The sequence below is a fragment of the Sphingomonas desiccabilis genome (genome assembly GCF_004135605.1).
Classification (GTDB): domain Bacteria; phylum Pseudomonadota; class Alphaproteobacteria; order Sphingomonadales; family Sphingomonadaceae; genus Sphingomonas; species Sphingomonas desiccabilis.
The window spans coordinates 1-20,944 of sequence record NZ_SDPT01000003.1; the positions used below are offsets into that span (position 1 = coordinate 1).

19 protein-coding genes and 1 pseudogene are annotated in these 20,944 nt (G+C 70.2%); 15 read left to right on the forward strand and 5 right to left on the reverse strand.

Features of this window, described 5'->3' with window-relative positions; translation table 11 throughout:
* Positions 1–423 precede the first annotated feature (423 nt).
* Positions 424–1,437, forward strand: coding sequence for an alpha/beta hydrolase (locus tag EO081_RS13620; RefSeq protein WP_129342573.1), 1,014 nt, complete (start codon positions 424–426; stop codon positions 1,435–1,437).
* A gap of 16 nt (positions 1,438–1,453) precedes the next feature.
* Here the strand turns inward: EO081_RS13620 and EO081_RS13625 are convergent, their stop codons facing one another.
* Positions 1,454–1,804: a cupin domain-containing protein gene (locus EO081_RS13625; RefSeq protein ID WP_129342575.1), complete on the reverse strand. Its 351-nt coding sequence runs from the start codon at positions 1,802–1,804 to the stop codon at positions 1,454–1,456.
* A 65-nt stretch (positions 1,805–1,869) separates the two neighbouring features.
* A complete protein-coding gene (locus EO081_RS13630) occupies positions 1,870–3,102 on the reverse strand; it encodes a molybdopterin molybdotransferase MoeA (RefSeq protein WP_129342577.1) in 1,233 nt (410 codons plus the stop codon).
* A 142-nt stretch (positions 3,103–3,244) separates the two neighbouring features.
* On the opposite strand from EO081_RS13630, the gene fdhD reads away from it, so the two are divergent.
* From fdhD to EO081_RS13680, 10 genes are all read left to right on the forward strand, one after another.
* Positions 3,245–4,051 (forward strand): formate dehydrogenase accessory sulfurtransferase FdhD, encoded by an 807-nt coding sequence (fdhD, locus tag EO081_RS13635; protein WP_129342579.1) that lies wholly within the window; start codon positions 3,245–3,247, stop codon positions 4,049–4,051.
* On the forward strand, positions 4,048–4,581 hold the full coding sequence (gene mobA / locus EO081_RS13640) for a molybdenum cofactor guanylyltransferase (protein WP_129342581.1): 534 nt from the start codon (positions 4,048–4,050) through the stop codon (positions 4,579–4,581). The genes fdhD and mobA overlap by 4 nt, the downstream gene beginning before the upstream one ends.
* An 87-nt stretch (positions 4,582–4,668) precedes the next feature.
* A complete protein-coding gene (locus EO081_RS13645) occupies positions 4,669–6,951 on the forward strand; it encodes an FdhF/YdeP family oxidoreductase (protein WP_129342583.1) in 2,283 nt (760 codons plus the stop codon).
* Positions 6,952–7,032: 81 nt separating this feature from the next.
* A complete protein-coding gene (locus EO081_RS13650; protein WP_165284651.1) occupies positions 7,033–7,503 on the forward strand; it encodes a cytochrome c family protein in 471 nt (156 codons plus the stop codon).
* Positions 7,500–8,513 carry a cytochrome c oxidase subunit II gene (coxB, locus tag EO081_RS13655; RefSeq protein ID WP_129342587.1) on the forward strand — a complete coding sequence of 338 codons (1,014 nt, stop codon included), beginning with the start codon at positions 7,500–7,502 and terminating at the stop codon, positions 8,511–8,513. Before EO081_RS13650 ends, coxB begins: the two co-directional genes overlap by 4 nt.
* The gene (locus EO081_RS13660; RefSeq protein WP_129342588.1) at positions 8,510–10,414 is read left to right on the forward strand and encodes a cbb3-type cytochrome c oxidase subunit I; all 1,905 of its coding nucleotides are present in this window, start codon (positions 8,510–8,512) and stop codon (positions 10,412–10,414) included. The genes coxB and EO081_RS13660 overlap by 4 nt, the downstream gene beginning before the upstream one ends.
* Complete coding sequence (locus EO081_RS13665; RefSeq protein ID WP_183947975.1) at positions 10,411–11,028, forward strand: cytochrome c oxidase subunit 3; 618 nt, start codon at positions 10,411–10,413, stop codon at positions 11,026–11,028. Before EO081_RS13660 ends, EO081_RS13665 begins: the two co-directional genes overlap by 4 nt.
* Positions 11,025–11,363, forward strand: a complete 339-nt coding sequence (locus EO081_RS13670) for a hypothetical protein (protein WP_129342590.1) — start codon at positions 11,025–11,027, stop codon at positions 11,361–11,363. Before EO081_RS13665 ends, EO081_RS13670 begins: the two co-directional genes overlap by 4 nt.
* Positions 11,351–12,265: a cytochrome c oxidase assembly protein gene (locus EO081_RS13675; protein ID WP_129342592.1), complete on the forward strand. Its 915-nt coding sequence runs from the start codon at positions 11,351–11,353 to the stop codon at positions 12,263–12,265. Before EO081_RS13670 ends, EO081_RS13675 begins: the two co-directional genes overlap by 13 nt.
* Positions 12,255–12,665, forward strand: a complete 411-nt coding sequence (locus tag EO081_RS13680) for a c-type cytochrome (RefSeq protein WP_129342594.1) — start codon at positions 12,255–12,257, stop codon at positions 12,663–12,665. The genes EO081_RS13675 and EO081_RS13680 overlap by 11 nt, the downstream gene beginning before the upstream one ends.
* 56 nt (positions 12,666–12,721) lie before the next feature.
* Here EO081_RS13680 and EO081_RS13685 read toward each other — a convergent pair whose 3' ends face one another.
* Positions 12,722–13,678, reverse strand: a complete 957-nt coding sequence (locus tag EO081_RS13685; RefSeq protein WP_129342596.1) for a manganese catalase family protein — start codon at positions 13,676–13,678, stop codon at positions 12,722–12,724.
* Positions 13,679–13,811: 133 nt separating this feature from the next.
* Here EO081_RS13685 and EO081_RS13690 point away from each other — a divergent pair, with 133 nt between their 5' ends.
* Positions 13,812–15,908 (forward strand): phosphocholine-specific phospholipase C, encoded by a 2,097-nt coding sequence (locus EO081_RS13690; RefSeq protein WP_129342598.1) that lies wholly within the window; start codon positions 13,812–13,814, stop codon positions 15,906–15,908.
* Between the two features lie 115 nt (positions 15,909–16,023).
* The gene (locus tag EO081_RS13695) at positions 16,024–17,400 is read left to right on the forward strand and encodes a hypothetical protein (protein WP_129342600.1); all 1,377 of its coding nucleotides are present in this window, start codon (positions 16,024–16,026) and stop codon (positions 17,398–17,400) included.
* On the opposite strand, the gene EO081_RS13700 is transcribed toward EO081_RS13695, so the two are convergent.
* Positions 17,397–17,714 (reverse strand): hypothetical protein, encoded by a 318-nt coding sequence (locus tag EO081_RS13700; protein WP_240697688.1) that lies wholly within the window; start codon positions 17,712–17,714, stop codon positions 17,397–17,399. The genes EO081_RS13695 and EO081_RS13700 overlap by 4 nt on opposite strands.
* A 385-nt stretch (positions 17,715–18,099) precedes the next feature.
* Positions 18,100–18,954, reverse strand: coding sequence for a DMT family transporter (locus tag EO081_RS13705; protein ID WP_129342604.1), 855 nt, complete (start codon positions 18,952–18,954; stop codon positions 18,100–18,102).
* Positions 18,955–19,570: 616 nt separating this feature from the next.
* Here EO081_RS13705 and EO081_RS13710 point away from each other — a divergent pair.
* Both EO081_RS13710 and EO081_RS17290 read left to right on the forward strand, forming a co-directional pair.
* Positions 19,571–20,062 carry a hypothetical protein gene (locus tag EO081_RS13710; protein ID WP_129342606.1) on the forward strand — a complete coding sequence of 164 codons (492 nt, stop codon included), beginning with the start codon at positions 19,571–19,573 and terminating at the stop codon, positions 20,060–20,062.
* A 420-nt stretch (positions 20,063–20,482) separates the two neighbouring features.
* Positions 20,483–20,862 (forward strand): annotated as a pseudogene (locus tag EO081_RS17290) (DDE-type integrase/transposase/recombinase); the annotation flags it as partial.
* Between the last annotated feature and the right edge of the window lie 82 nt (positions 20,863–20,944).

Here is a 20,944-nt window from a genome sequence, read left to right on the forward strand (position 1 = left end):
AATAGGACACATGAACTGGCTTAGCTTTAACCGACCACACCACGCCTTGAAAACGTGGCAGACCGGAGCCGCCGCCCACATGTCCCTTCATCTTAACCAACAATGTCAAAGAACAAAACGCCGGCGCCGAATGGCACCCCCTTTCGGGAGTGGCCCGGTACCTCGCGTTTCAGAACCGTTCGAACCAGGCCGTGAAGGCCGCCCCGTCCGGTGAACAGGCATTTAGGGTAGGGGTCGGATACCGTCAAGCGATTCGATTGCAGTTTTTTGAAATTTGTTCCGCGGAGCCAGAAAAGGGCTCCTGCGCCGCCCCCGACCGCCTGTGCGCCTCATATAGGGTGCGCCCAGCTTGGCGCCACGCCCCCGCTCGGGCAGGCTGGGCTCCACCGGGCCGCTTCGCCGCCCGGCTAGGAGACCTGCCGCATGCGCATGCCCCTGCTCCTCTTTGCGGTCCTGCTCCCCGCCGCGTCCGATCCGCCGCCGGCGGCCGGAACCATCCGGATCGCCCCGCCCTATGCCGACGCGCCGGAGATGGCGCCCGCAGCCGGGCAACCACGCGGCACCCTCCACAGCTTTCTGCTGTTCTCCCGCGACAGCCGCATCTATCCCGGCATCCGCCAGCGCGACACCGAGGCGACCCGCCGCCGCGACCCCTGGGGCAACCGTATCGCCGCCCCCGCCGCCGAACAGTCGGAGCCCGGCGCCTATCGCCGCGAGGTGTTCGTCTATGTCCCCGCCGGCTATCGCCCGGGGACCGAGGCACCGCTGCTCGTGGTCCAGGACGGCCGCGACTATGCCGCCCGGGTCGCGGCCGCGCTCGACACGCTGATCGCCGAGCATCGCGTCCCCGCCATGGTCGCGGTGATGATCCAGTCCGGCGGCGGCGATGCGCAAGGCTCGCAGCGCGGGCTCGAATACGACACGCTGTCCGGCCGCTATGCCGAGTTCGTCGAGGAGGAGGTGCTGCCCCAGGTCACCCGGCACACCGGCGTCCGCTTCACCCGCGATCCCGCCGGGCGCGCCGCGATGGGCGGCAGCTCCGGGGCGGCGGCGGCCTTCTCCATGGCCTGGTTCCACCCCGAATGGTACGGCAAGGTGCTGTCCTACTCGGGCACCTTCGTGAACCAGGCCTCGCCCGTCGATCCGGCAACCCCGCATGGCGCCTGGGACTATCACGCCCGCCTGATCCCCACCGCGCGCGCCAAGCCGATCCGCGTGTGGATGGAGGTCGGCGAGAAGGACCTGCACTGGCAGGATCCGGAGGCGAGCTTCCACAACTGGCCGATGGCCAACGACCGCATGGCCGCCGCGCTGATCGCGAAAGGCTATGACACCCGCTACGTCCGCGCCGCCGGTGCCGTCCATGTCGACGGCGACGTCATCGCCCAGACGCTGCCGGGCGCGCTCGAATGGCTGTGGCGCGACTATCCGCGCTGAGGGGCGGCGCCGGGGCTCAGCCCTCCGGCTGCTGCCAGTGCGGATAGGTGACATAGGCGGTCACCGCGCCCGCCTCGTGCGATCGGATGGTGACGCGCGAGCCCTTGGGCATGTGCACGATCTCGCCCGGCCCGGCGGTGACGGTGCCGCCGTCGCTCTCGACCGAAACCCGCCCCTCCAGCACGATCATCACGTCGTCGACGACGATCTCCTCTTCCATGCGCTGGTCGGGACCGTAGCGGCCATAGCCGATGGTGATCGGCGCACCGTCGCGCTGGTCGACCAGGTTGGCGACATAGGCCGCGCCCTCCTGCCCGGGCGAGCGTTCGAAGCGGGCGTCTGCAATGGCGAACTTGCGAACCGGCATGGGGAACCTCCTTGCGATGATCCGGGCGGCTCGACGCACGAACCCGCGTCCGGGTTCATCCGCGTTCAGAAGCGCAGCGCCTCCACCCGCTCTCCCGCCGCCAGCGCCGGCGCGCCTGCCGGGCGCCGCACCAGCAGGTCGGCAAGCGCCAGCATCGCCTGCGACGCCGCCGACTGGCGGTCGAGGACCGCGACGCCCCCGGGCGTGCGCGCGGCGCACAGGAACGCCTCGCGCGGGCCTGCCGCCTCGGCCGGCGCCGCCAACGGAAGCGGCTGCCAGTCGAGCCCGGCGGCAAAGCCCCGCCCCTCCAGCGCCGTCAGCAGCGGCACCAGGAACAGCCGTGCGACCGTCATCGCCGCGGTCGGGTTGCCGGGCAGGCCCAGCACATGCGCCGCTCCCACCCGGCCGTGCCACACGGGCTTGCCGGGCTTCATCGCCACGCCTGCGAAGTCCGTCTCCAGCCCCAGCGGCTTCAAGCCGGCGCGGGCGAAGTCGCGCTCGCCGCGTGACGCACCGCCCGCCATCACCAGGATGTCGCAATCGGCCAGCGCCGCCTGCGCCGCGGTCGTGATCGCTCCCGCATCGTCGGGCACGCGGGTCGCGCCGCCGGGCTGCCCGCCCCATTGCCGCACCAGCAGCTGCACCGCCTCCGAAAGGCTGTCGGGCAGCAGCGCGTCCCCTGCCGCGGCATGGCCCGGCGGCACCAGTTCGTCGCCGCTTGCGATCACGTGCACGCGAGGGCGCCGCCACACGACGACCTCCGCCGCATCGGCCGCCGCCGCGACCACCAGCGCGCGCGCGTCGAGGATGCGTCCCGCCGCCAGCACCTGGGCCCCTGCCGCGAAATCCGACGCGCGCGGGCGGACATGGCGCTTGTCCGGCAGCCGCGCCGGCAGCAGCACCCCGGCGTCCGTTTCCGTCAGCAACTCGACGGGCACCACCCGGTCGGTCCCGGCCGGCAGCGCCGCCCCGGTCGTCACCCGCACTGCCGCCGCCGGTGCCGCACCGGCGAAGGGCGACCCCGGATAGGCCGCCCCCGCAACCGCCAGGCGCCGCGTCCCGTCCGCCACGTCGCGCTCGCGCACCGCCACGCCGTCCATCGCCGCCGTGTCCCGCCGCGGCGAATCGAAGGCCGCCAGCACCGGCTCGGCCAGCACCCGCCGCCCCGCCTTGCGCAGCGCCACCCGTTCGGTGCCGAGCGGCACGGCCGCGGCCGCCAGCAGCGCCTGCGCGGCATCGAAGCTGCAATCGGCCGCGCAAGGGACCGGGGCGGGGGACGGCTCTTCTACCAGCGGCATGCGCGTTTCCTGCTTCTCCAACCCCGCCCCTGTTTGGCGCATCGGCCGCCGCCCTGGCCAGTGGCAATCGGCACCTGCCCCGGCTTGTGCGCCGGGTCGCGCTGGTTCAACAGCGGCGGGCCGACCGCCCGAGAGGAGCCGCATGACCCAGGAGCCTGCCGAAACCGGCCGATCGGTCGTGGAGACCCTGGTCTCCGTCCGCGCCGACGGCAGCCGCACGGCGGTCGAGCGCGCGGTCGCGGTGGAGCGGCCGGTCGCGATCGAGTTCAACGGCCTCGGCTATGCGGTCGTGATGGCGACGCCAGCCGACCTGGCCGACTTCGCCATCGGCTTCGCGCTCTCCGAACGGCTGATCGCGCGCGCGGACGAGATCGTTGACATCGAATGCCACCCGGTCGAGGCCGGGGTGGTGCTGCGCGTGACGCTCGCCCCCGCGCGGACCGCCGCCGTCGTGGACCGGGTCCGCCACCGCGTGACCGAATCGAGCTGCGGCCTGTGCGGCATCGAGAATCTCGAACAGGCGATCCGGCCGCTCCGCCGCGTACCCCCGGCCCCCGCTCCTGCCGAAGCCGCGATCTTCGCCGCGCTGGCGGGGTTGCGCGGCCACCAGCCGCTCAACCGCACGACCGGGGCGGTGCATGCCGCCGCCCTGGTCGCCGCCGACGGCAGCGTCCGGCTGGCGCGCGAGGACGTCGGCCGCCACACCGCCTTCGACAAGCTGATCGGCGCGATGCTGCGCAGCGGCCTCGGCTGGGACGGCGGCTTTGCGCTGCTGTCGTCGCGCTGCTCCTACGAGCTCGTCGAAAAGGCCGCGCTCGCCGGTTGCCCGACGCTGGTGACGATCTCGGCGCCCACCAGCCTCGCCATCGCCCGCGCCCGCGACGCGGGGCTGCGGCTGGTCGTGCTCGCCCGCTCCGACGCGATGCTGCTGCTGCCGGACGCGCCGTGAGGATCCTGGGCGCCATCCTCGCCGGCGGCCAGGCGCGCCGGTTCGGCTCCAACAAGGCGCTGGCGACCCTGCACGGCGAGCCGCTGATCGCCCATGCGGCCCGCGCGCTGGACCCCCAGGTCGCCGAGGTGGCGGTCTGCGGCGGCGCGCCGCTCCTTCCCGATCGGCTCCACCTGCCCGACCGCCCGGCTCCCGGCCTCGGCCCGCTCGGGGGTCTCGCCGCCGCGCTCGCCCATGCACGGCAACATGGTTTCGACGGGGTGGTGAGCGTCGGATGCGACACGCCGCTGCTCCCGGACGACCTGGTCGCCCGGCTGCGGGCCCCCGGCGGCGCCAGCTTTCTCGAGGCCATGCCGCTGATCGGCTGGTGGCCGGGCGCGCTCGCCCCCACGCTCGACGCCTTTGTCGCGACCGACCCGCGCCGCTCGCTGCGCGGCTGGGGCACGGCCGCGGGGGCCACGCCCCTCGCCCTCCCTCGCCCGATCCCCAACATCAACACGCCCGGGGACCTCGCCGCGCTGCTGCGCTGAGCCGAAACCCGCAGGCTGCATCCTTCGGCGCCCTCGGGGCGTTGTGCCTCTTCAAGGCACGCCGGCCAGGCGGAGGGAGTCGGGGCGATGGACGAGGAAAAGAAGGGCACCGTACATTATAAGGGTGCCGAAGGCGGCTGGGGCTCGGTCCGCGGCATCACCGAGACCTGGATGCGCGAAGTCGACCGCCCCGGTGCGTTGCGCACGCTGGAGCGGCAGAACAAGCCCGGCGGCTTCATGTGCGTGTCCTGCGCCTGGACCAAGCCCGCCCATCCCCACGCCTTCGAATTCTGCGAAAACGGCGCCAAGGCGACGCTCTGGGACCTCACCAGCCGCCGCTGCACCCCGCAGGTGCTCGGCCGCCACCGGGTCAGCGAGCTTAAGACCTGGCGCGACCACGACCTCGAGCAGCTCGGCCGCCTCACCCACCCGATGCGCTACGACGCGGCCACCGACAGCTATGTGGCGTGCAGCTGGCAGGAGGCGTTCGAGGGCATCGGGCGCGAGCTGCGCGCGATCGATCCGGGCTCGGCCGTCTTCTACACCTCCGGCCGCGCCAGCCTGGAGACCGCCTATCTCTTTCAGCTGTTCGCCAGGCTCTATGGGCACAACAACCTGCCCGACAGCTCCAACATGTGCCACGAGACGACCTCGGTCGCGCTCAAGAAGCTGATCGGCGTGCCGGTGGGCACCAGCGTGCTCAGCGACTTCCATCATTGCGACGCCATCTTCTTCTTCGGCCAGAACACCGGCACCAACAGCCCGCGCATGCTCCATCCGCTCAAGGAAGCGGTCGAGCGCGGGGTGAAGATCGTGACCTTCAACCCGATCCGCGAGCGCGGGCTGGAGGTGTTCCGCGATCCGCAGAGCCCGGCGGAGATGCTGCACCTCAAGAAGCCAACCCTGATCTCGCACCAGTATCTGCAGGTGCGCGCCGGCGGCGACATCGCGGCGATCACCGGCCTCATCAAGCACATCCTCGCGGCCGAGGAGAAGCTCTGGGCCGAGGAGCAGCGCCACGTCCTCGACGTCGACTTCCTGGAACAGCACACCGAGGGGTTCGAGGCGCTGAAGGCGCATGTCGCGGGCGTGGGCTGGGACGCGATCGAGGCCGAATCCGGCCTTTCGCGCGCCGATCTGGAGGCCGCCGCCCAGGTCTATGTCGAGGCCAAGAACACCATCGTCATGTACGGCATGGGCCTCACCCAGCAGGTGCACGGGTTCGAGAATCTGGCGATGATCGTCAACCTGCTGCTGCTGAAGGGGAACATCGGCCGCGAGGGCACCGGCTGCTCGCCGGTCCGCGGCCATTCCAACGTCCAGGGCCAGCGCACCGTCGGCATCTCGGAAAAGCCCGAACTGGTCCCGCTCGACACGCTCGCCGAGCTGTTCGGCTTCGATCCCCCGCGCGACAAGGGGCTGAACACGGTCGAGGCCTGCGAAAAGATCCTGAGCGGCGAGGTGAAGGCCTTCATCGGCCTGGGCGGCAACTTCGTGCGCGCCGTGCCCGAGCGCGAGAAGATGGAGGCGGCGTGGACGCGCCTGCGCCTCACCGTCCAGATCGCGACCAAGCTCAACCGCAGCCACCTCATCAACGGCCAGGTCGCCTATCTGCTGCCCTGCCTCAGCCGCACCGAGGTCGACGAACAGGCGAGCGGGCCGCAGACGGTGACGATGGAGGACAGCCTCAGCTGCATCCACGGCTCGGTCGCGCACAACAAGCCGGCGAGCGAGCACCTGCTCTCCGAACCCGCCATCGTCGCCGGCATCGCCAAGGCGACGCTGCCCCCCAACCCGAAGGTCCAGTGGGACGAGTGGGTCGCCGACTATGGCCGCGTCCGCGACCTGATCGAGCAGACGTATCCGGACGAGTTCGCGCAATTCAACGAGCGCCTGTTCACGCCCGGCGGCTTCTACCGCGGCAATGCGGCGCGCGACCGGGTCTGGAAGACGGAGAGCGGCAAGGCCGAGTTCACCGTGCCGGATCATCTGTCCGCCGCCGGGTTCGAGGATGCGCCCGGCCGCTACCGGCTGATGACCCTGCGCTCCAACGACCAGTTCAACACCACCATCTACGGCTATTCGGACCGGCTGCGCGGGATCGAGGGGACCCGCGACGTGCTGCTGATGCACCCGGACGAGATCGCCGCGGCTGGGCTGAAGGAAGGGCAGGTCGTGGGTCTGAAGACGGACGCGGGGGACGGCATCCATCGCGAGGTCGGCGGGCTCACCGTCACCCCCTTCCTGCTGCCGCGCGGCTGCGTCGCCTCCTATTATCCGGAAATGAACGCGCTGGTCCCGCTCAGCCACCACGACCAGGAGTCCAAGACGCCCGCGGCCAAGGCGGTGCCGGTGCGGATCGTCACCTGATCCGCTGCCTTTCGGAAATCCCGTTCCGGTCAACTATCCTGTGTGCTTGACCGCCTCTTCCCGATTGGCAAGGCTCGCCGCGTGCCGGGCAACAGATCCTCGTCCTTCCTCGTCTTGTGCGCATTTGCCCTGGCCGGGTGCAGCGCGGAGTCGCGCACGGCCGGCGCCGACCTGCCGCAGACCCCGCCCACAGGCGCGCAGGATCCGCGCGCGGCCCGCTACGAGCGCAACGCCTATCAGGTGGCGCAGGGCGGCCGCTACTTCACCTGGTACGGCTGCGGCGGCTGCCACGGCAGCGATGCCGCGGGCGCGCTCAATCTCAACGGCAAGCTCTGGGCGCATGGCAGCGACCTCGACCGGGTCTATCGCTTCATCGCCGAGGGCCATGGCGATGCGCGCTATGGCGAGCGCATCCCCGTCGAACAGCTCTGGCAGATCACCGCCTATGTCCGCACACTTCCCCGGCTGAAGCCGGAGAAGCGCCGCCGCCAGGACGTCGACCAGGTCGGCGAGGCGCAGGGCGACAACTGGACCGGGCCGGTGCTGCCATGACCCTGCGCAGGCTCGCGCTGCTGCCGGCGGTGCTGGCGCTTTCGGCGTGCGAGGGCGGCTTCCAGTCGCCGCTCGCGCCCGCGGGCGAGCAGGCGGCGAGCATCCATTCGCTGTTCTGCCTGATGATGGCGGTGTGCGGCTTCATGTACCTGCTGGTGCTGGCCGGGCTCGGCATCGGCCTGCTGCGCGCGCGCCGCCGCCGCGGCGAAACGGGCGAGCCCAGCATCGATCCGGCCGACCGCGGCCTCACCCGCGGGCTGGTCGCCTGGGCCGCGCTGATCGTCGTCGGCCTCACCGTCCTCATCACCGGCAGCTTCCTGGTCGAGCGCACCATCGCCGGCGCCCGCAGCCGCGACGCGCTGGAGGTCCGCGTCACCGGCCACCAATGGTGGTGGCGCATCCAATATCGCGACCCAGCGACCGGCGGCTGGATCGAGACCGCCAACGAACTTCACCTCCCGCTCGGCCAGACGACGCGCGTTGCGCTCGGCTCGTCGGACGTGATCCACAGCTTCTGGGTTCCCAACATCGCGCAGAAGCTCGATCTGATCCCCGGCCGCATCAACCGCGTCGACCTCACCCCCACCCGCGCCGGCTGGTTCCGCGGCCAGTGCGCAGAGTTCTGCGGCATCCAGCACGCGCACATGGCGCTCGACGTGAAGGTCGACACGCCGGAAGCGTTCGCCCGCTGGCTCGCGGGCCAGCGGCGCCCCGCCGCGGCCCCGGCCGATCCCGTGCTGGCGCGCGGGCGCGAGATCGTCACCCGCGGGCCGTGCGCGATGTGCCACGCGATCCGCGGTACCCAGGCGGTCGGCCGCGCCGGGCCGGACCTCACCCACTTCGGCGGCCGCCGCTCGGTCGCCGCCGGCACCCTCGCCATGACCCGCGGCGCCGTCCAGGGCTGGATCACTCAGCCGCAGGCGGCCAAGCCCGGCACGATGATGCCGCCCGTCCCCTTGTCGCCCGCCGATGCGGACGCGGTGTCGCGCTATCTGATGGACCTGAAATGAGCGATCCGCGCACCCCGGCCGTTGAGCTCGGCAAGCTGCACGTCTCCTGGGCCGACGCGCCCGGCATCCGGGGCTTTTTCACTACCGTCGATCACAAGCGCATCGCCGCGCGCTACATCGTTACGGTGGTGCTGCTGCTGTTCCTCGCCGGCATGCTCGCGCTCGACATGCGGCTCCAGCTCGCCCGGCCCGACATGGAGCGGATGACGCCGCAGCTCTACAACGAGAGCTTCTCGCTCCACGGCTCGACCATGTTGTTCCTGGTGTCGGTGCCGGTGATGGAGGCGATGGGCATCTGGCTGGTGCCGCTGATGCTCGGCCAGCGCGCGCTCGCCTTCCCGCGGCTCGCCGCCTTCAGCTACTGGCTGTATCTCGGCGGGGTGCTGATGCTGTGGGTGCCGCACGCCTTCGGCATCACGCCCGATCTCGGCTGGTTCGAATATCCGCCGCTCTCCGGTCCCGCCTATTCGCCCGGCCACCGCGCCGACATCTGGGCGCAGATGATCACCTTTACCGAGGTCGCGGCGCTCGCCGCCTCGGTCAACATCGCCGCCACCGTGCTCAAGATGCGCCCGCCCGGCATGACGCTGCCGCGCATCCCGCTGTTCGTCTGGGCGATGTTCCTCGCCTCGCTGATGACGATCTTCGCGTTGCCGGCGGTGATGATGGTCACCAGCATGCTGATCGCGGACCGCCTCGTCTCCACCCAGTTCTTCGCGGCCGCGGCCGGCGGCGACCCGGTGCTGTTCCAGCACCTCTTCTGGTGGTTCGGCCACCCGGAGGTCTACATCATCTTCCTGCCCGCCGCCGGCTTCGTCTCGATGATCGTCGAGACCTTCTCGCGCCGCACGCTGTTCGGCCATGCGGCGGTGGTGCTCTCGATGCTCGCCATCGCCGCGCTCGCCTTTGGCCTGTGGGTCCACCACATGTTCGCGGTCGGGCTGCCGCGGCTCGGCAACGACTTCTACACCGCCGCCAGCATGGCGGTGGCGCTTCCCGCCGGCGTCCAGATCTTCTGCTGGATCGCCACGCTGGCAACCGGCCGCCCCCGCTTCGACACGCCGCTCCTGTGGGTGCTCGCCTTCATCGTCACCTTCGTGATCGGCGGCCTGTCGGGCATCATGACCGCCTCCGCCCCGCTAGACCAGCAGCTGACCGACACCTATTTCGTTGTCGCCCACTTCCACTATGTGCTGGTCGGCGGCGCGATGTTCCCGCTCTTCGGCGCCTTCAGCTACTGGTATCCCAAGGCGACCGGGCGGATGCTGTCGGAGCGCTGGGGCAAGATCAGCTTCTGGATGGTCTTCGGCGGCTTCAACCTCGGCTTCTTCCCCATGCACATCCTGGGGCTCCAGGGCATGCCGCGCCGCATCTACACCTATGGCGAGGGCATGGGCTGGGGCCCGCTCAACCTGGTCGCCTCGATCGGCTCGGCGATCGCGGTCGCGGGTGGCGTGCTGTTCGTCGCCAACGCCGCCTGGAGCTATTTCCGCGGCAGGGCGGCGGGCCCCAACCCCTGGGGGGGCTCCACCCTCGAATGGGCCGCACCCTCGCCCCCGCCCCAGCATAATTTCGACGCCATGCCCGTGGTCGACAGCCTCACGCCCTTGTGGACGCAGAAACGGGAACTCGCCGTCATGACCGGCCTCGCCGTCGATCGCCGCGAAGTGCTCGTGACTTCGGTCGTGGAGGCGGCGCCGGAGTACCGCCAGAAAAGCCCGCCGCCTTCGACCGCGCCGCTGCTCGCCGCGGTCGCCGTCACCATCCTGTTCGTCGGCAGCATCTTCACCCCCTGGGCGCTGGTCTGGGGCGCGGTGCCGGTGGCGATCGGCCTCACCCTCTGGTTCTGGCCGCAGCGCGAGCGCTCGACCACCGGGCCGCTTCGGGTGCGCAACCGATGAGCGACGCCGTGCCCACCCGCGTCGTCGGCGACCTCTCCGACCTGCCCGAAAGCGCATCCGGCGCGAGCCACCTCGTCTGGTGGGGCAACATCGGCTTCATGGCGATCGAGGGCACCGCCTTCGCGCTCGCCGCCGGCGCCTATCTCTACCTCATGAGCCAGACGGCCGGCTGGCCGCCCGACGGCGTCCGCCCGCCCGACCTGCTGTGGCCGGCGGTGCTGACGCTCGGCCTGTTCGTGAGCGAGATCCCCAACCTCTGGGTGCGCCGCTGCGCCAAGGCCAAGGACGAGCGCGGCGTCCGCATCGGCACGCTCGCCATGACCGTCCTCGGCCTCCTGCTGCTGATCCCGCGCGGCATCGAGTTCGGGCACCTCAACGTCGCCTGGTACGACAATGCCTATGGCTCGCTGACCTGGATGCTGCTGGTGCTGCACACCAGCCACCTCATCACCGACATCGGCGACACCGCCGTCCAGTCCGTGTGGCTCTACACCCATGAGGTCGGCGACGATCAGTTCGCCGATGTCGAGGACAATGCCAATTACTGGACCTTCGTGGTGCTGACCTGGATCCCGGTCGGCGCGCTTGTCTATCTGGCGCCGAGGTTCGGGTGAGCGAGTCCCTTTCCCGCGCGGCACGCGTGCGTCCCTGGGCAGCGCTGCTGCTGCCGCCGGTCGCCTGGTACGTGTTCGAGCTCGGCCTTGGCAGCGTGCTCAAGGTCGATTGCGCCCCCGTCGGCGCCTGGCTCGGCATCGCCTGGGGCCTCGCCAGCCTTGCCGTCTGCGGCCTCGCCATGGCGATCGCCTGGCCCTGCGCGCGGCCCGCGGGCGACCAGACGCGGCCGCGCGCCTGGCTGTCGCGCGTCGCGCTGCTGCTTGCCGGCATCTTCGCGCTCGCCATCGCCTTCCAGACGCTGGCCGTGCTGATCGTCCCGCCATGCGTCGGCTGATCCGCCTCGCCCCCTTGCTGGCGCTGGCGCTGCCGGCCGCCGTCCTGGCGCACGGCGGCCACGACCATGGCGAGCCGCCCGGCTGGACCTGGGATCCGTGGATCACCGGCCCGCTGCTGCTCTCGGCCGTCCTGTTCGCGCTCGGCTGGCGGCAGCTCTATGCGCGCTCGACCGGAGGCCGCACCCGGCTGCGGCGGCGGGCCTGGTGGTTCGCCGCCGGCTGGATCACGCTCGCGGGCGCGCTGGTGTCGCCGCTCCACGAGGCGGGCGAGCGCTCCTTCACCGCACACATGATCGAGCATGAGCTGCTGATGCTGCTCGCCGCCCCGCTGATCGTGCTGGCCGAACCGCTGTCGGCGATGCTCTGGGCCTTTCCCTCGGCCGCCCGCCGCACGCTCGGCCGCATCAGCGCCAGCCGCGCGGTGGCGGTCCCCTTCGCCTGGGCGACCGGCGCCGTCGTCGCCACGCTCCTCCAGGCGGCGGTGCTGTGGATCTGGCACATGCCGTCGCTGTTCGACGTGGCGCTGGCGAGCGAGGGCTGGCACGCCACCCAGCACCTCTGCTTCATCGTCAGCGCGCTGCTGTTCTGGACGGCGATGCTCGGCCGCCGCGGTGCCGGGGCGAGCGCGCTCGGCGATCGCGCGCTGGCCGCCTTTTGCCTGCTCGTCACCTCGTTCGTGACGGGGGCGCTGGGAGCGCTGATGGCCTTCTCCGACTCCCCCTGGTACGCGGGCTATGCGCGCCTCGCGCTCGCGCCCTTCGGCATGACCCCGGCGGAGGACCAGCAGGTCGCCGGTCTCGTCATGTGGGTGCCCGGCGGCCTCGTCCATCTCGTCGCCGCGCTCGCCCTGTTCCGCACGCTCCTCGTGCCGCCGCCGCAAAGGACCGCCGATGCCGTCTGAGCTGCGCTTCGTGCTGATCCTCACCGGCATCGCGACGATTGCGGGCGCCGCCTCGGTGTTCGGCATCTACCGGCAGGATAGCCTCCAGACCCGCACCCAGGCGGAGGCGATGACCGGCGGCGATGTCACGGCGGGCAAGGCGGCGATCGGCCGCTATCATTGCGGCGCCTGCCACCGCGTGCCCGGAATCGCCGGCGCCACGGGCACCACCGGCCCCGCCCTCAACGGCATCGCCGTGCGCGCCGAGATCGCCGGCGTCCTGGTCAACGATCCGAAGAACCTCACCCGCTGGCTGCGCCAGCCGCAGCAGGTGCTGCCCGGCAACGGTATGCCGGATCAGGGCGTGACCGAGCGCGACGCCCGCGACATGGCCGCCTATCTCTACACGCTGAAGCGCTAGCTGCCCGCGCAGGGGAAAGGCCGGCGCTTCCGTTGCGGGAGCGCCGGCCCTGTCCGTCACTTCGCGACGGTGGCCTCTGCCATCGCCGGTGCCGACTGGATGTCGGGGGCACCGCCCATGTCGCCGTTCTTGGTGCGGCCGGCGCCCGGGCCCGCGCCCAAGTCGGCGCCGGTGGTCGGGTCGGCGCTCGGATCGGACGCGGTCCGCTCCACCATCTTGGCCGCGACCTTCTTGTCCTTGGCCGGCAGCTTGACGGACGCGGTGCCGTCGCCCTCGTCGGCCGGCATCACCTGCTGCAGGTCGTCCACGCGGTCCCATTCGTCCCCGGTGTTCCACGGACCCGTGGTGTCGCCCTCGCCCTGCGAGGTGTTGACGTACATGCTGGCGTATTTCTCGACGCCCGGCAGCTTGCCCGACGGGAAGTTGTTCTCGATCGCATAGAGCGCCTTCTCGAACGATTTCTGGTGCGCCACCTCGCGCGTCATCAGAAAGCCCAGCGCGTCCTTGATGCCGGGATCGTCGGTGATGTTGATCAGCCGCTCATAGACGATCTTGGCGCGCGCCTCGGCCGCGATGTTGGAGCGCAGGTCGACGGTCGGCTCGCCGCGCGAGTCCACATAGGCCGCCGTCCATGGCACGCCCGCGCTGTCGCACAGCGCCGGGGCGCCGCCGAACAGGATCGACTCCTTGGCGCTGGTGCCGGTCTGCCCCACCATCTGGTAGAGTTCGGCCTCCTTCATCGTGCCCTCGGCCAGCTGCGCCTTGAGGCCCTTGTTGAGCATGGTGACGATCGACCCGATCACCTCCAGGTGGCTCAGCTCCTCGGTCGCGATGTCGAGCAGCATGTCCTTGCGGCCGGGATCGTCCTCACCCAGGCCCTGGGTGAAGTAGCGCATCGCCGCGGCCAGCTCGCCGTCGGCCCCGCCGAACTGTTCCATCATCATGGTGGCGAGCCGCGGATTGGGCTCGGAAACGCGCACGGTATATTGCAACCGCTTGTTATGCATGAACATTGCCGGCCTCCTGCTGTATCCTTCTGGTCCATCCCAAGCGCATCAGCCACGCACCCGTTCCTGTTGAAAATGACTCGCACCGGTTGCTGCGGGGCGGCTTGAGGCTTTGCGCGGCCGCTGCCACGAGGAGGGGATGACCGATCTTCACCGCCGCACCCTTCTGAAGGCAGGCATCGGCGCCGCAGCACTCGCCGTCCCGGATTCGATCGCGCGCGCGCTCGCGATCCCGGCGGACGTGCGCACCGGCACGCTGCGCGACGTCGAGCACGTCGTGATCCTGATGCAGGAGAACCGCGGCTTCGATCATTATTTCGGGACGCTGCGCGGCGTTCGCGGCTTCGGCGATCGCCTGGCGATCCCGCTCGCCCCGGCTTCGGACGGCGCGGCCCGCACCGTCTGGCAGCAACTCGACCGCACCGCAAAGCAGGGGCCGCGCACCGTCTCCCCCTTTCATCTCTCGACCCGCACCGACTGGGCGCTGATGCGCATGGAGGGCACGCCCCATAGCTGGCCGGACGCGCAGCGCGCCTGGGATCAGGGCCGCATGGCGCATTGGCCGGAGGTGAAGACCGAGCGCGCGATGGGCCACTATCGGCGCGACGACATCCCCTTCCAGTTCGCGCTCGCCGACGCCTTCACCATCTGCGACGCCTATCACTGCTCAGTGCAGACCGGCACCAACACCAACCGGCTGTTCCTGTGGACCGGCACCAACGATCCCGGCGGCCGCGCCGGCGGCCCCGCCATCGCCAACTCGCACGACAGCTTCGCCGAGGACGGCGGCTGGGCCGAGCCTTATCGCTGGACCAGCTATGTCGAGCGGCTCCAGGCGGCCGGGATCGACTGGCGCATCTACCAGGACATGGCAGACAATTTCACCGACAATCCCCTGGTCGGGTTCGAGGCGTTCCGCATCGCCCACAAGAACGCGCCCGGTGCCGATCCGGCGCTCCGCGACCGCGCGCTCACCACCCGCGCGCTCGACGGGCTGCGCGCCGACGTGCTCGCCGGCCGCCTGCCGCAGGTCTCCTACGTGGTCGCGACCGCCGCCGGCTCCGAGCATCCCGGCCCGTCCAGCCCCGCCCAGGGCGCCGCCTATACCGCCGAGCTGCTCGACGTGCTCACCGCCGATCCAAAGGTCTGGGCGCGCACCGTGCTTCTGGTCATGTTCGACGAGAACGACGGCTTCTTCGACCATGTGCCGCCGCCCGCCCCGCCCTCTCCGGATCCGGCGGCGCCCGACGGCCTCGCCGGTGCCTCCACCGTCAGCACCGCCGGCGAATATCACCTCGTCCCGAGCGCCGCCGACGCCGCGGTCGACCTGCCGGAGCTGCGCGGCCGCCCCTATGGCCTCGGTCCCCGCGTCCCCTTCTACGCCCTCTCCCCCTGGAGCCGCGGCGGCTGGGTCAACTCGCAGGTGTTCGACCACACCTCGGTGATCCGCTTCCTGGAACAGCGCTTCGGCGTCGCCGAGCCCAACATCTCGCCCTGGCGGCGCGCGGTGTGCGGCGACCTCACCTCGGTGTTCGACTTCGCCAGCCCGAACCGCGGCTTTCCCGACGGCATCCCCGATCCGCGCCCCGACGCCACCCGCAGCGCGGCGATCCAGGGCCAGGTCGCGCCCCGCGCACCCGCCGCCGCCCAGCCGCTGGTGCAGGAGCCGGGGGTCCGCCCCTCGCGCCCGCTCGCCTATCATCTCTCCGTCACCGAGGCGGCGGACGACGCCGGCATCCGCCTCACCTTCCGCGCGGGCGCGAACCGCGCCGGCGTCGCCGCCGTCTTCCACGTCTACGACCGGCTCGCGCTCGATCGCCTGCCGCGCCGCTACACGGTGGAAGCGGGCGGGCAGCTCACCGGCCATTGGGCGGGCGCGGGCGCGGACGGCGCCTACGACCTGTGGGTGCTCGGCCCCAACGGCTTCCATCGCCACTTCGCCGGCCGCGCCGCCGATCGCGCGCTTGCCGGGCACATCGCCTGGCGCCTCGATCCCGCGCGCGCGACCCTTGCCCTCGCCGCCCGTCCCGGCCCCGCCGCATGGCAGGTCCACCCCAATGCCTATGCCGACCACCACCGCTCCTGGCGCGGCACCGGCACTCCGCCGCTCTGGGACCTCGCGTCCACCGGCGGCTGGTACGACGTGACCCTCACCAGCCCGGCCGCCCCCGGCTTTGTTCGCCGCATCGCCGGCCGGCTGGAGACCGGCCGCCCCTCCACCTCCGACCCCGCCTGATCCGGCGCTTGCGGCGGCATCGGCTTCCGGTCCGTCCCCGCCGTTCCCGTCGCGGATCGGCGTTGCGGGACCCTCCGATCGCGGGCAGCATGGTGCGATCAGGGGGGGAAAGACCATGTGGCGGCTTGTAATCGGACTATTGGCGGTGCTGCTCAGCCCCATGCCGGCGCGGGCGGACAGCTGGGCGCCGGCGACACGGCAGACCTACGAATCGGCGGGCAAGAAGGTCCGCTTCACCGTCATCCCCCGCGATCTCGAAAGCTCGCTTTCCTACTTCGAAGACAAGGTGGCGCACCGGGACCCCGCCGGGCAGCGTGCCGGTGGCGAACCCAGAGCGCGCGGCATTCTCGAGCGCCTTGTCGCCGGCCGCTGGACCACCGTGTGGGAAGCACCGCTGGTGAACGAAGTGGCCCCCGTCTCGGCACTCGTCACGGAGGACGCGGCCTATGTCGTCACCTTCGACAACTGGCATTCGGTCGGCTTCGGCGAGCATGTGGTCGTCCTCTACCGCGGCGACGGGAGCGTCGTTCGGTCCTACGAACTCACCGACATCCTGCCCGCCGACTATGTCCGCGCGCTGCCGCGATCGGTCAGCTCGCTCTGGTGGAGCGGCAGACATGTCCTGTCGGAAGACGGCAAGCGGCTGGTTCTGAAGGTCGTCGTCCCGCGCGCTTCCGGGAGGGAGCCGCGCGGCTACGTCGATGTGACCATCGATCTCGCGACGGGCGCGGTCGCGCCGCTGACGGGTCCGGACTGGGATGCCGCCCAGGCCGCCGCCGCTCCCATCGCCGCCCGTGACAAGGCAGAGGAAGCGCGGTGGCGGGCCTCGGCGATCGCGCCGCTCAGCGCACCCGCGGGAACCGAGCAGGGCGCGTGGAGCCGCTATCTCGCGCAAGCGATGCGGCGCCTGGTGCCCGAAGCCGCCCCCTTTTCCTATGATCTTTCCCTGGTCCTGCCTGCGCCTTCCGCCGCCAACCATGCCCGGACGGCACGTTCCATCCGCGGGCATCTGACCAAGGCTGAAGGCAAGCGCGACCTCGCCGTTGCCGCCCCTGCCGATCCTGGTGCGCTCCTGCGCCTCCTGGTCGAGGCCGGACAGGCATCCGGGCCAGGCAGCCTTGCGGGTTCACGATTGTTCGTGGCCCTGCCCGCTGCGATGGCAGAGCCGGCGCGGGCGGCGCTCGCCCCCACGGGGGCAACCGTCATTCTCTTCGATCCCGCCGTCGCCATTCCCCAACGGCCCGAGATGCTGTCGCGGCTCGGCGTCCGTCCCGATCAGGTCGAGACGGAGGCGCTGAACGCACAGGCGGACGCGCTTCATCACGAGGCGAATGCGGCTGCGCTGGCGGCCCAGGCACCCGCCGACCCACCCGTCGAACCGCCTGCCGGGGAAGAGGGTCTGGTGGAAATGGCAGACGATCTCGAGCGCACCGCGGACATGCTGGAGCAGGAGGCCGAGAGGCTCACCGCCGATCCGGCCGCGTCGGACTAAAGCGCGGGAGCAGTTTCGGTCGGCAGCTGCTCGGGGTCCCGGCGCGGATCATAGGCGACCACCCATTTGGGATAGCCGTCCGGCGTCATGACGATGTCGGGGTGCCCGACCGGATCGTCGCCGGTCTCGATCCATCCGGCGCCGAGGCAATAGTCGCAGACGGCACGCTTGCACCGGAAGCTGACCAGGTCGATCTCGGTGTTCCACTGGCCGTGCCCCCGGCAGATCGGACACTTCGCATCCAGGGTGCCGTTTCTCGGCTGGAGCGGGACGATGTCGAACGCGTGGGGGCTGTCGGGGCCTTCGCATTGCACGACGTTGCTGGCGTGGGCGATCGCTTTTCTCCTCAGCAGCGCCCAACGATCCTGCCCGGGAGCGGTTGCGCCGGGCCCCGGCCCGCCGTTCCGGCCGAAGGCCCGGCCGACGACTCATCGAGCCGATCGTCGGGAGCCGCCCCACACCCGCAGGTTCAGGCTCGCGATCTGCGCTCCCGATGCCGGCCCTTCGGCAAACGCGATTCCATTTCTCCGTCTTCCTCAGGCCATTTCGGGAAAGAGCAATCGGCAACAGATGATGCGAAAGAGGGCGGCCCCGGCGGCTTTCGTCCCAACCGCCCGGCCGTCTGTCCCGCTATAGGTTCCCGATCGGGAATGACTAACGGGCTTGGCTGCGCCACGCCCGTATTGCCGTATACTGGCATCAGCCAGCTTTATACCGAAAGACGATCAGCAAACCGACCACGACCAAAGCAAGGCCGCCCATCATCAGCGCGGACATGGGATTGCCGAGGAACGCCCAATCCATCGCCGCGGTGACACCCGGCACAAGGTAAAACAGGCTAGTGACGTTGACGAGGTTGCCGCGTGCTATCAGTCGGTAGAGCAGGAACGTGGTGCCGACCGAAATGACGAGGCCGAGCCACAGAACCGGCAGCATGAATCCGGCATCCCAGGATGCCCTGAACTCACCGAGCGGTGACACTGCGACTGCGAATGCGAGTCCGACAGCATACTGCATCGGCAGCACCACCCACGGAGCTTGCTTTTCTCGCTTCTGGAGGATTGACCCCGCCGTGATCCCGGCAAGCGACAGTCCGGCGAATGCCAGCCCCAGCAGATCGAAGCGCATCGAGGCGAGGCCATCTGATACGACGAGCGCGAGTCCGGCCAGCGCGCATGTCAGCCCCAGCAGACGGGAGGCAGTGTCGCGTCGTTCGGTGAGAAAGATGGTCAGGATCGGTTGGACACCTAATAGGGTCGCCAGCGCGCCGGGCGTAATGCCGTTGTCCAGTGCCAGAAGGTAAAAGGCGGAATACAGCCCCGCGATCAGGAAGCCGATGAGCGTGTTGCGACGGCGGGTTCCCCGCTCAGGCAGCAGCGTGCCGTTCCAGACCGCAAAGGCCGACAGGACCATGAAGGCGATGGCATAGCGCAGGATGAGCAGCGCGAAGGGAGAGCCGTGCTGTAGTCCGATTTCGGAAACGATGGCCCCGCTGCTCCACAGCAGGACGAAGGCAGTCGTCGGCAGCAGCGCCGACGCATGACGATAGAACATGAAACTTCACCTGAAAGACGTTGCGACGCCCGCGACGCACACGGGCAAGCCTGCCGGCTGTTAGCCGACGACGATCGACACGGGCGGGGGCGGTGCCCCGACACGGCCAATCCGGTCAGTCAGATGAGGCGGGGGAGGTGCTGACGAGACGCGCGTAACCATGCCAGCTACGGCACTATCATGGTCAAGGCAGATGTTCCCGAGCATCGTGGTATGAATACTCCGCTTTATCATCGCGGCCAAGCACACCAACCGACGGCGGCAACTGATTCTCGAAACACCATCCTTTTCGAGAAAGCCGGCAGGGGCAGCCGACGTCGGCTCTCCGCTCTAACGCTCCTGAACGCGGACCGGCAGCAAACACCCACACTCAGCCGTTCAGCGCTCGATCCGGGAGCGGCCCCGCTGATGGGCGCACGACTCAGGCCGAACCGATCCCCACCGCCGGGGCGATGATCGGGCAGGACATGGACGGCAGGGGCACAGCCGGCTACCCGGCGACTATGCCTTTCCGCACCGCATCCGCTATCCCCTCCGGCCCGACGTGCGCCTCCCTGCCCACGCGCGTCTGGCAGGCGGATGGGCCGATCTGCGTGCCCCCAGTGAAGGCGCACCGGTGTTGAGAAAGAAGCGGCGCGCAGACGCCGCGCCCCCCGGCGGCACGGCGCGCCCGCTGACCCTGAAGGCGCACGCATCCGCTCTCCTTGTCGCCGGTGTCGCCGGGCCGCTGGTCTCGGCGTTCGGATCGGTGGCGCTCTTGCTGATCGCGCCGGGCTCGGCGGCGCGCATGAGCCTGCCGAACGCGGCCATGGTGCTGTGCCTGCTCTGGATCGCCATCGCGTTCGTCGCCGCGCCCACTGCTGCCGTGCTGCTGTCCGCCTTGTGGCCCGTGACCCGGCGCGGGACGGCGGCCGGCCGAGCGGTCTGTGTCCTCGCGGGGATCACGGGCGGCATCGTGTTGGCGTCGTTGGGCGGGAAGGGCTCGTTGGCCACGATGCTGATATCGGCCATCATCGGAGCGGCAACCGCAGGCGTCTACTGTGTCGTGCTGGCACGCGCCCTCCGCCGGCGCCGCGCCGAGCCGCAGCTCGACACGATCTTCCGCTGACGCTCTGCTCCCGCCGCGGCGTCACGGGTCCGGCCCGACGCACGTCGAGAAAGATCTCGGAAAATGGTGCACCCGACTGGATTCGAACCAGTGGCCTCTGCCTTCGGCAGGGCTCGGGCGAACGCGTGTTTGCTTGTACATCCACGCGAATCTGCGGCGGCGGCCCACCTGCTTCCCTGCCACGGCTCCTGCCAAACGAACACATAATGGCCACCAAAGCCTTTATCTCTCCACATGATTTGCTGAGCCGACCGTCAACACGGCTGTGACCGGTACGCGCTGCGCACTTCGACAGGTGGGTGGATTGCCGAAGCAGCGAGAGCGAACGCTTGCCCTGTAAAACACTGAAGCGGTCATCAAGGCTATGCCCACTTCGAACTTGAAACATCCGTTCATGGGGAGGCGGGCTGGGGCGCATGGATGCCCCGCCCGCACAAGCCCGCTAGTCTTTTTCGCTACTTCAACTCCTCGCCCGAGGTGATCCGGTTGGTGGTGCTGATGTACGTGCGTTTCCCGCTGTCGCTGCGGAATGTAGAGGACCTGCTGTTCGAGCGCGGGATCGACATCTGTCACGAGGCGGTGCGGCACTGGTGGAACCGCTTCGGGCCTATGTTCGCAGGGACATCCGCTGCCAGCGGGTGAGCCGAATGCGTGGGTTCCGCCACTGGCGGTGGCACCTGGACGAGATGTACGTGAAGCTGAACGGCGAGATGGTCTGCCGGTGGCGTGCGGTCGACCATGAGGGCGAGGCGCTCGAGAGCTTCGTGACCAGAACCAGGGACAAAGCTGATCTGCTCTCCGAAACCCCGTTCCTTCCATCTGTCCATCTCCCGTTGAGGCGGGATCGACCTTGGCGGGTTACGTTCAGGGGAGGCACGTTAC

What these genes read in the sequence shown, in the direction of transcription:
- EO081_RS13620 (WP_129342573.1), top strand. Translation starts at nt 424, where the DNA reads ATGCGCATGCCCCTGCTCCTCTTTGCGGTCCTGCTCCCCGCCGCGTCC.
- EO081_RS13625 (WP_129342575.1), bottom strand. Translation starts at nt 1,804, where the DNA reads ATGCCGGTTCGCAAGTTCGCCATTGCAGACGCCCGCTTCGAACGCTCG.
- EO081_RS13630 (WP_129342577.1), bottom strand. Translation starts at nt 3,102, where the DNA reads ATGCCGCTGGTAGAAGAGCCGTCCCCCGCCCCGGTCCCTTGCGCGGCC.
- fdhD (WP_129342579.1), top strand. Translation starts at nt 3,245, where the DNA reads ATGACCCAGGAGCCTGCCGAAACCGGCCGATCGGTCGTGGAGACCCTG.
- EO081_RS13645 (WP_129342583.1), top strand. Translation starts at nt 4,669, where the DNA reads ATGGACGAGGAAAAGAAGGGCACCGTACATTATAAGGGTGCCGAAGGC.
- coxB (WP_129342587.1), top strand. Translation starts at nt 7,500, where the DNA reads ATGACCCTGCGCAGGCTCGCGCTGCTGCCGGCGGTGCTGGCGCTTTCG.
- EO081_RS13660 (WP_129342588.1), top strand. Translation starts at nt 8,510, where the DNA reads ATGAGCGATCCGCGCACCCCGGCCGTTGAGCTCGGCAAGCTGCACGTC.
- EO081_RS13665 (WP_183947975.1), top strand. Translation starts at nt 10,411, where the DNA reads ATGAGCGACGCCGTGCCCACCCGCGTCGTCGGCGACCTCTCCGACCTG.
- EO081_RS13675 (WP_129342592.1), top strand. Translation starts at nt 11,351, where the DNA reads ATGCGTCGGCTGATCCGCCTCGCCCCCTTGCTGGCGCTGGCGCTGCCG.
- EO081_RS13680 (WP_129342594.1), top strand. Translation starts at nt 12,255, where the DNA reads ATGCCGTCTGAGCTGCGCTTCGTGCTGATCCTCACCGGCATCGCGACG.
- EO081_RS13685 (WP_129342596.1), bottom strand. Translation starts at nt 13,678, where the DNA reads ATGTTCATGCATAACAAGCGGTTGCAATATACCGTGCGCGTTTCCGAG.
- EO081_RS13690 (WP_129342598.1), top strand. Translation starts at nt 13,812, where the DNA reads ATGACCGATCTTCACCGCCGCACCCTTCTGAAGGCAGGCATCGGCGCC.
- EO081_RS13695 (WP_129342600.1), top strand. Translation starts at nt 16,024, where the DNA reads ATGTGGCGGCTTGTAATCGGACTATTGGCGGTGCTGCTCAGCCCCATG.
- EO081_RS13705 (WP_129342604.1), bottom strand. Translation starts at nt 18,954, where the DNA reads ATGTTCTATCGTCATGCGTCGGCGCTGCTGCCGACGACTGCCTTCGTC.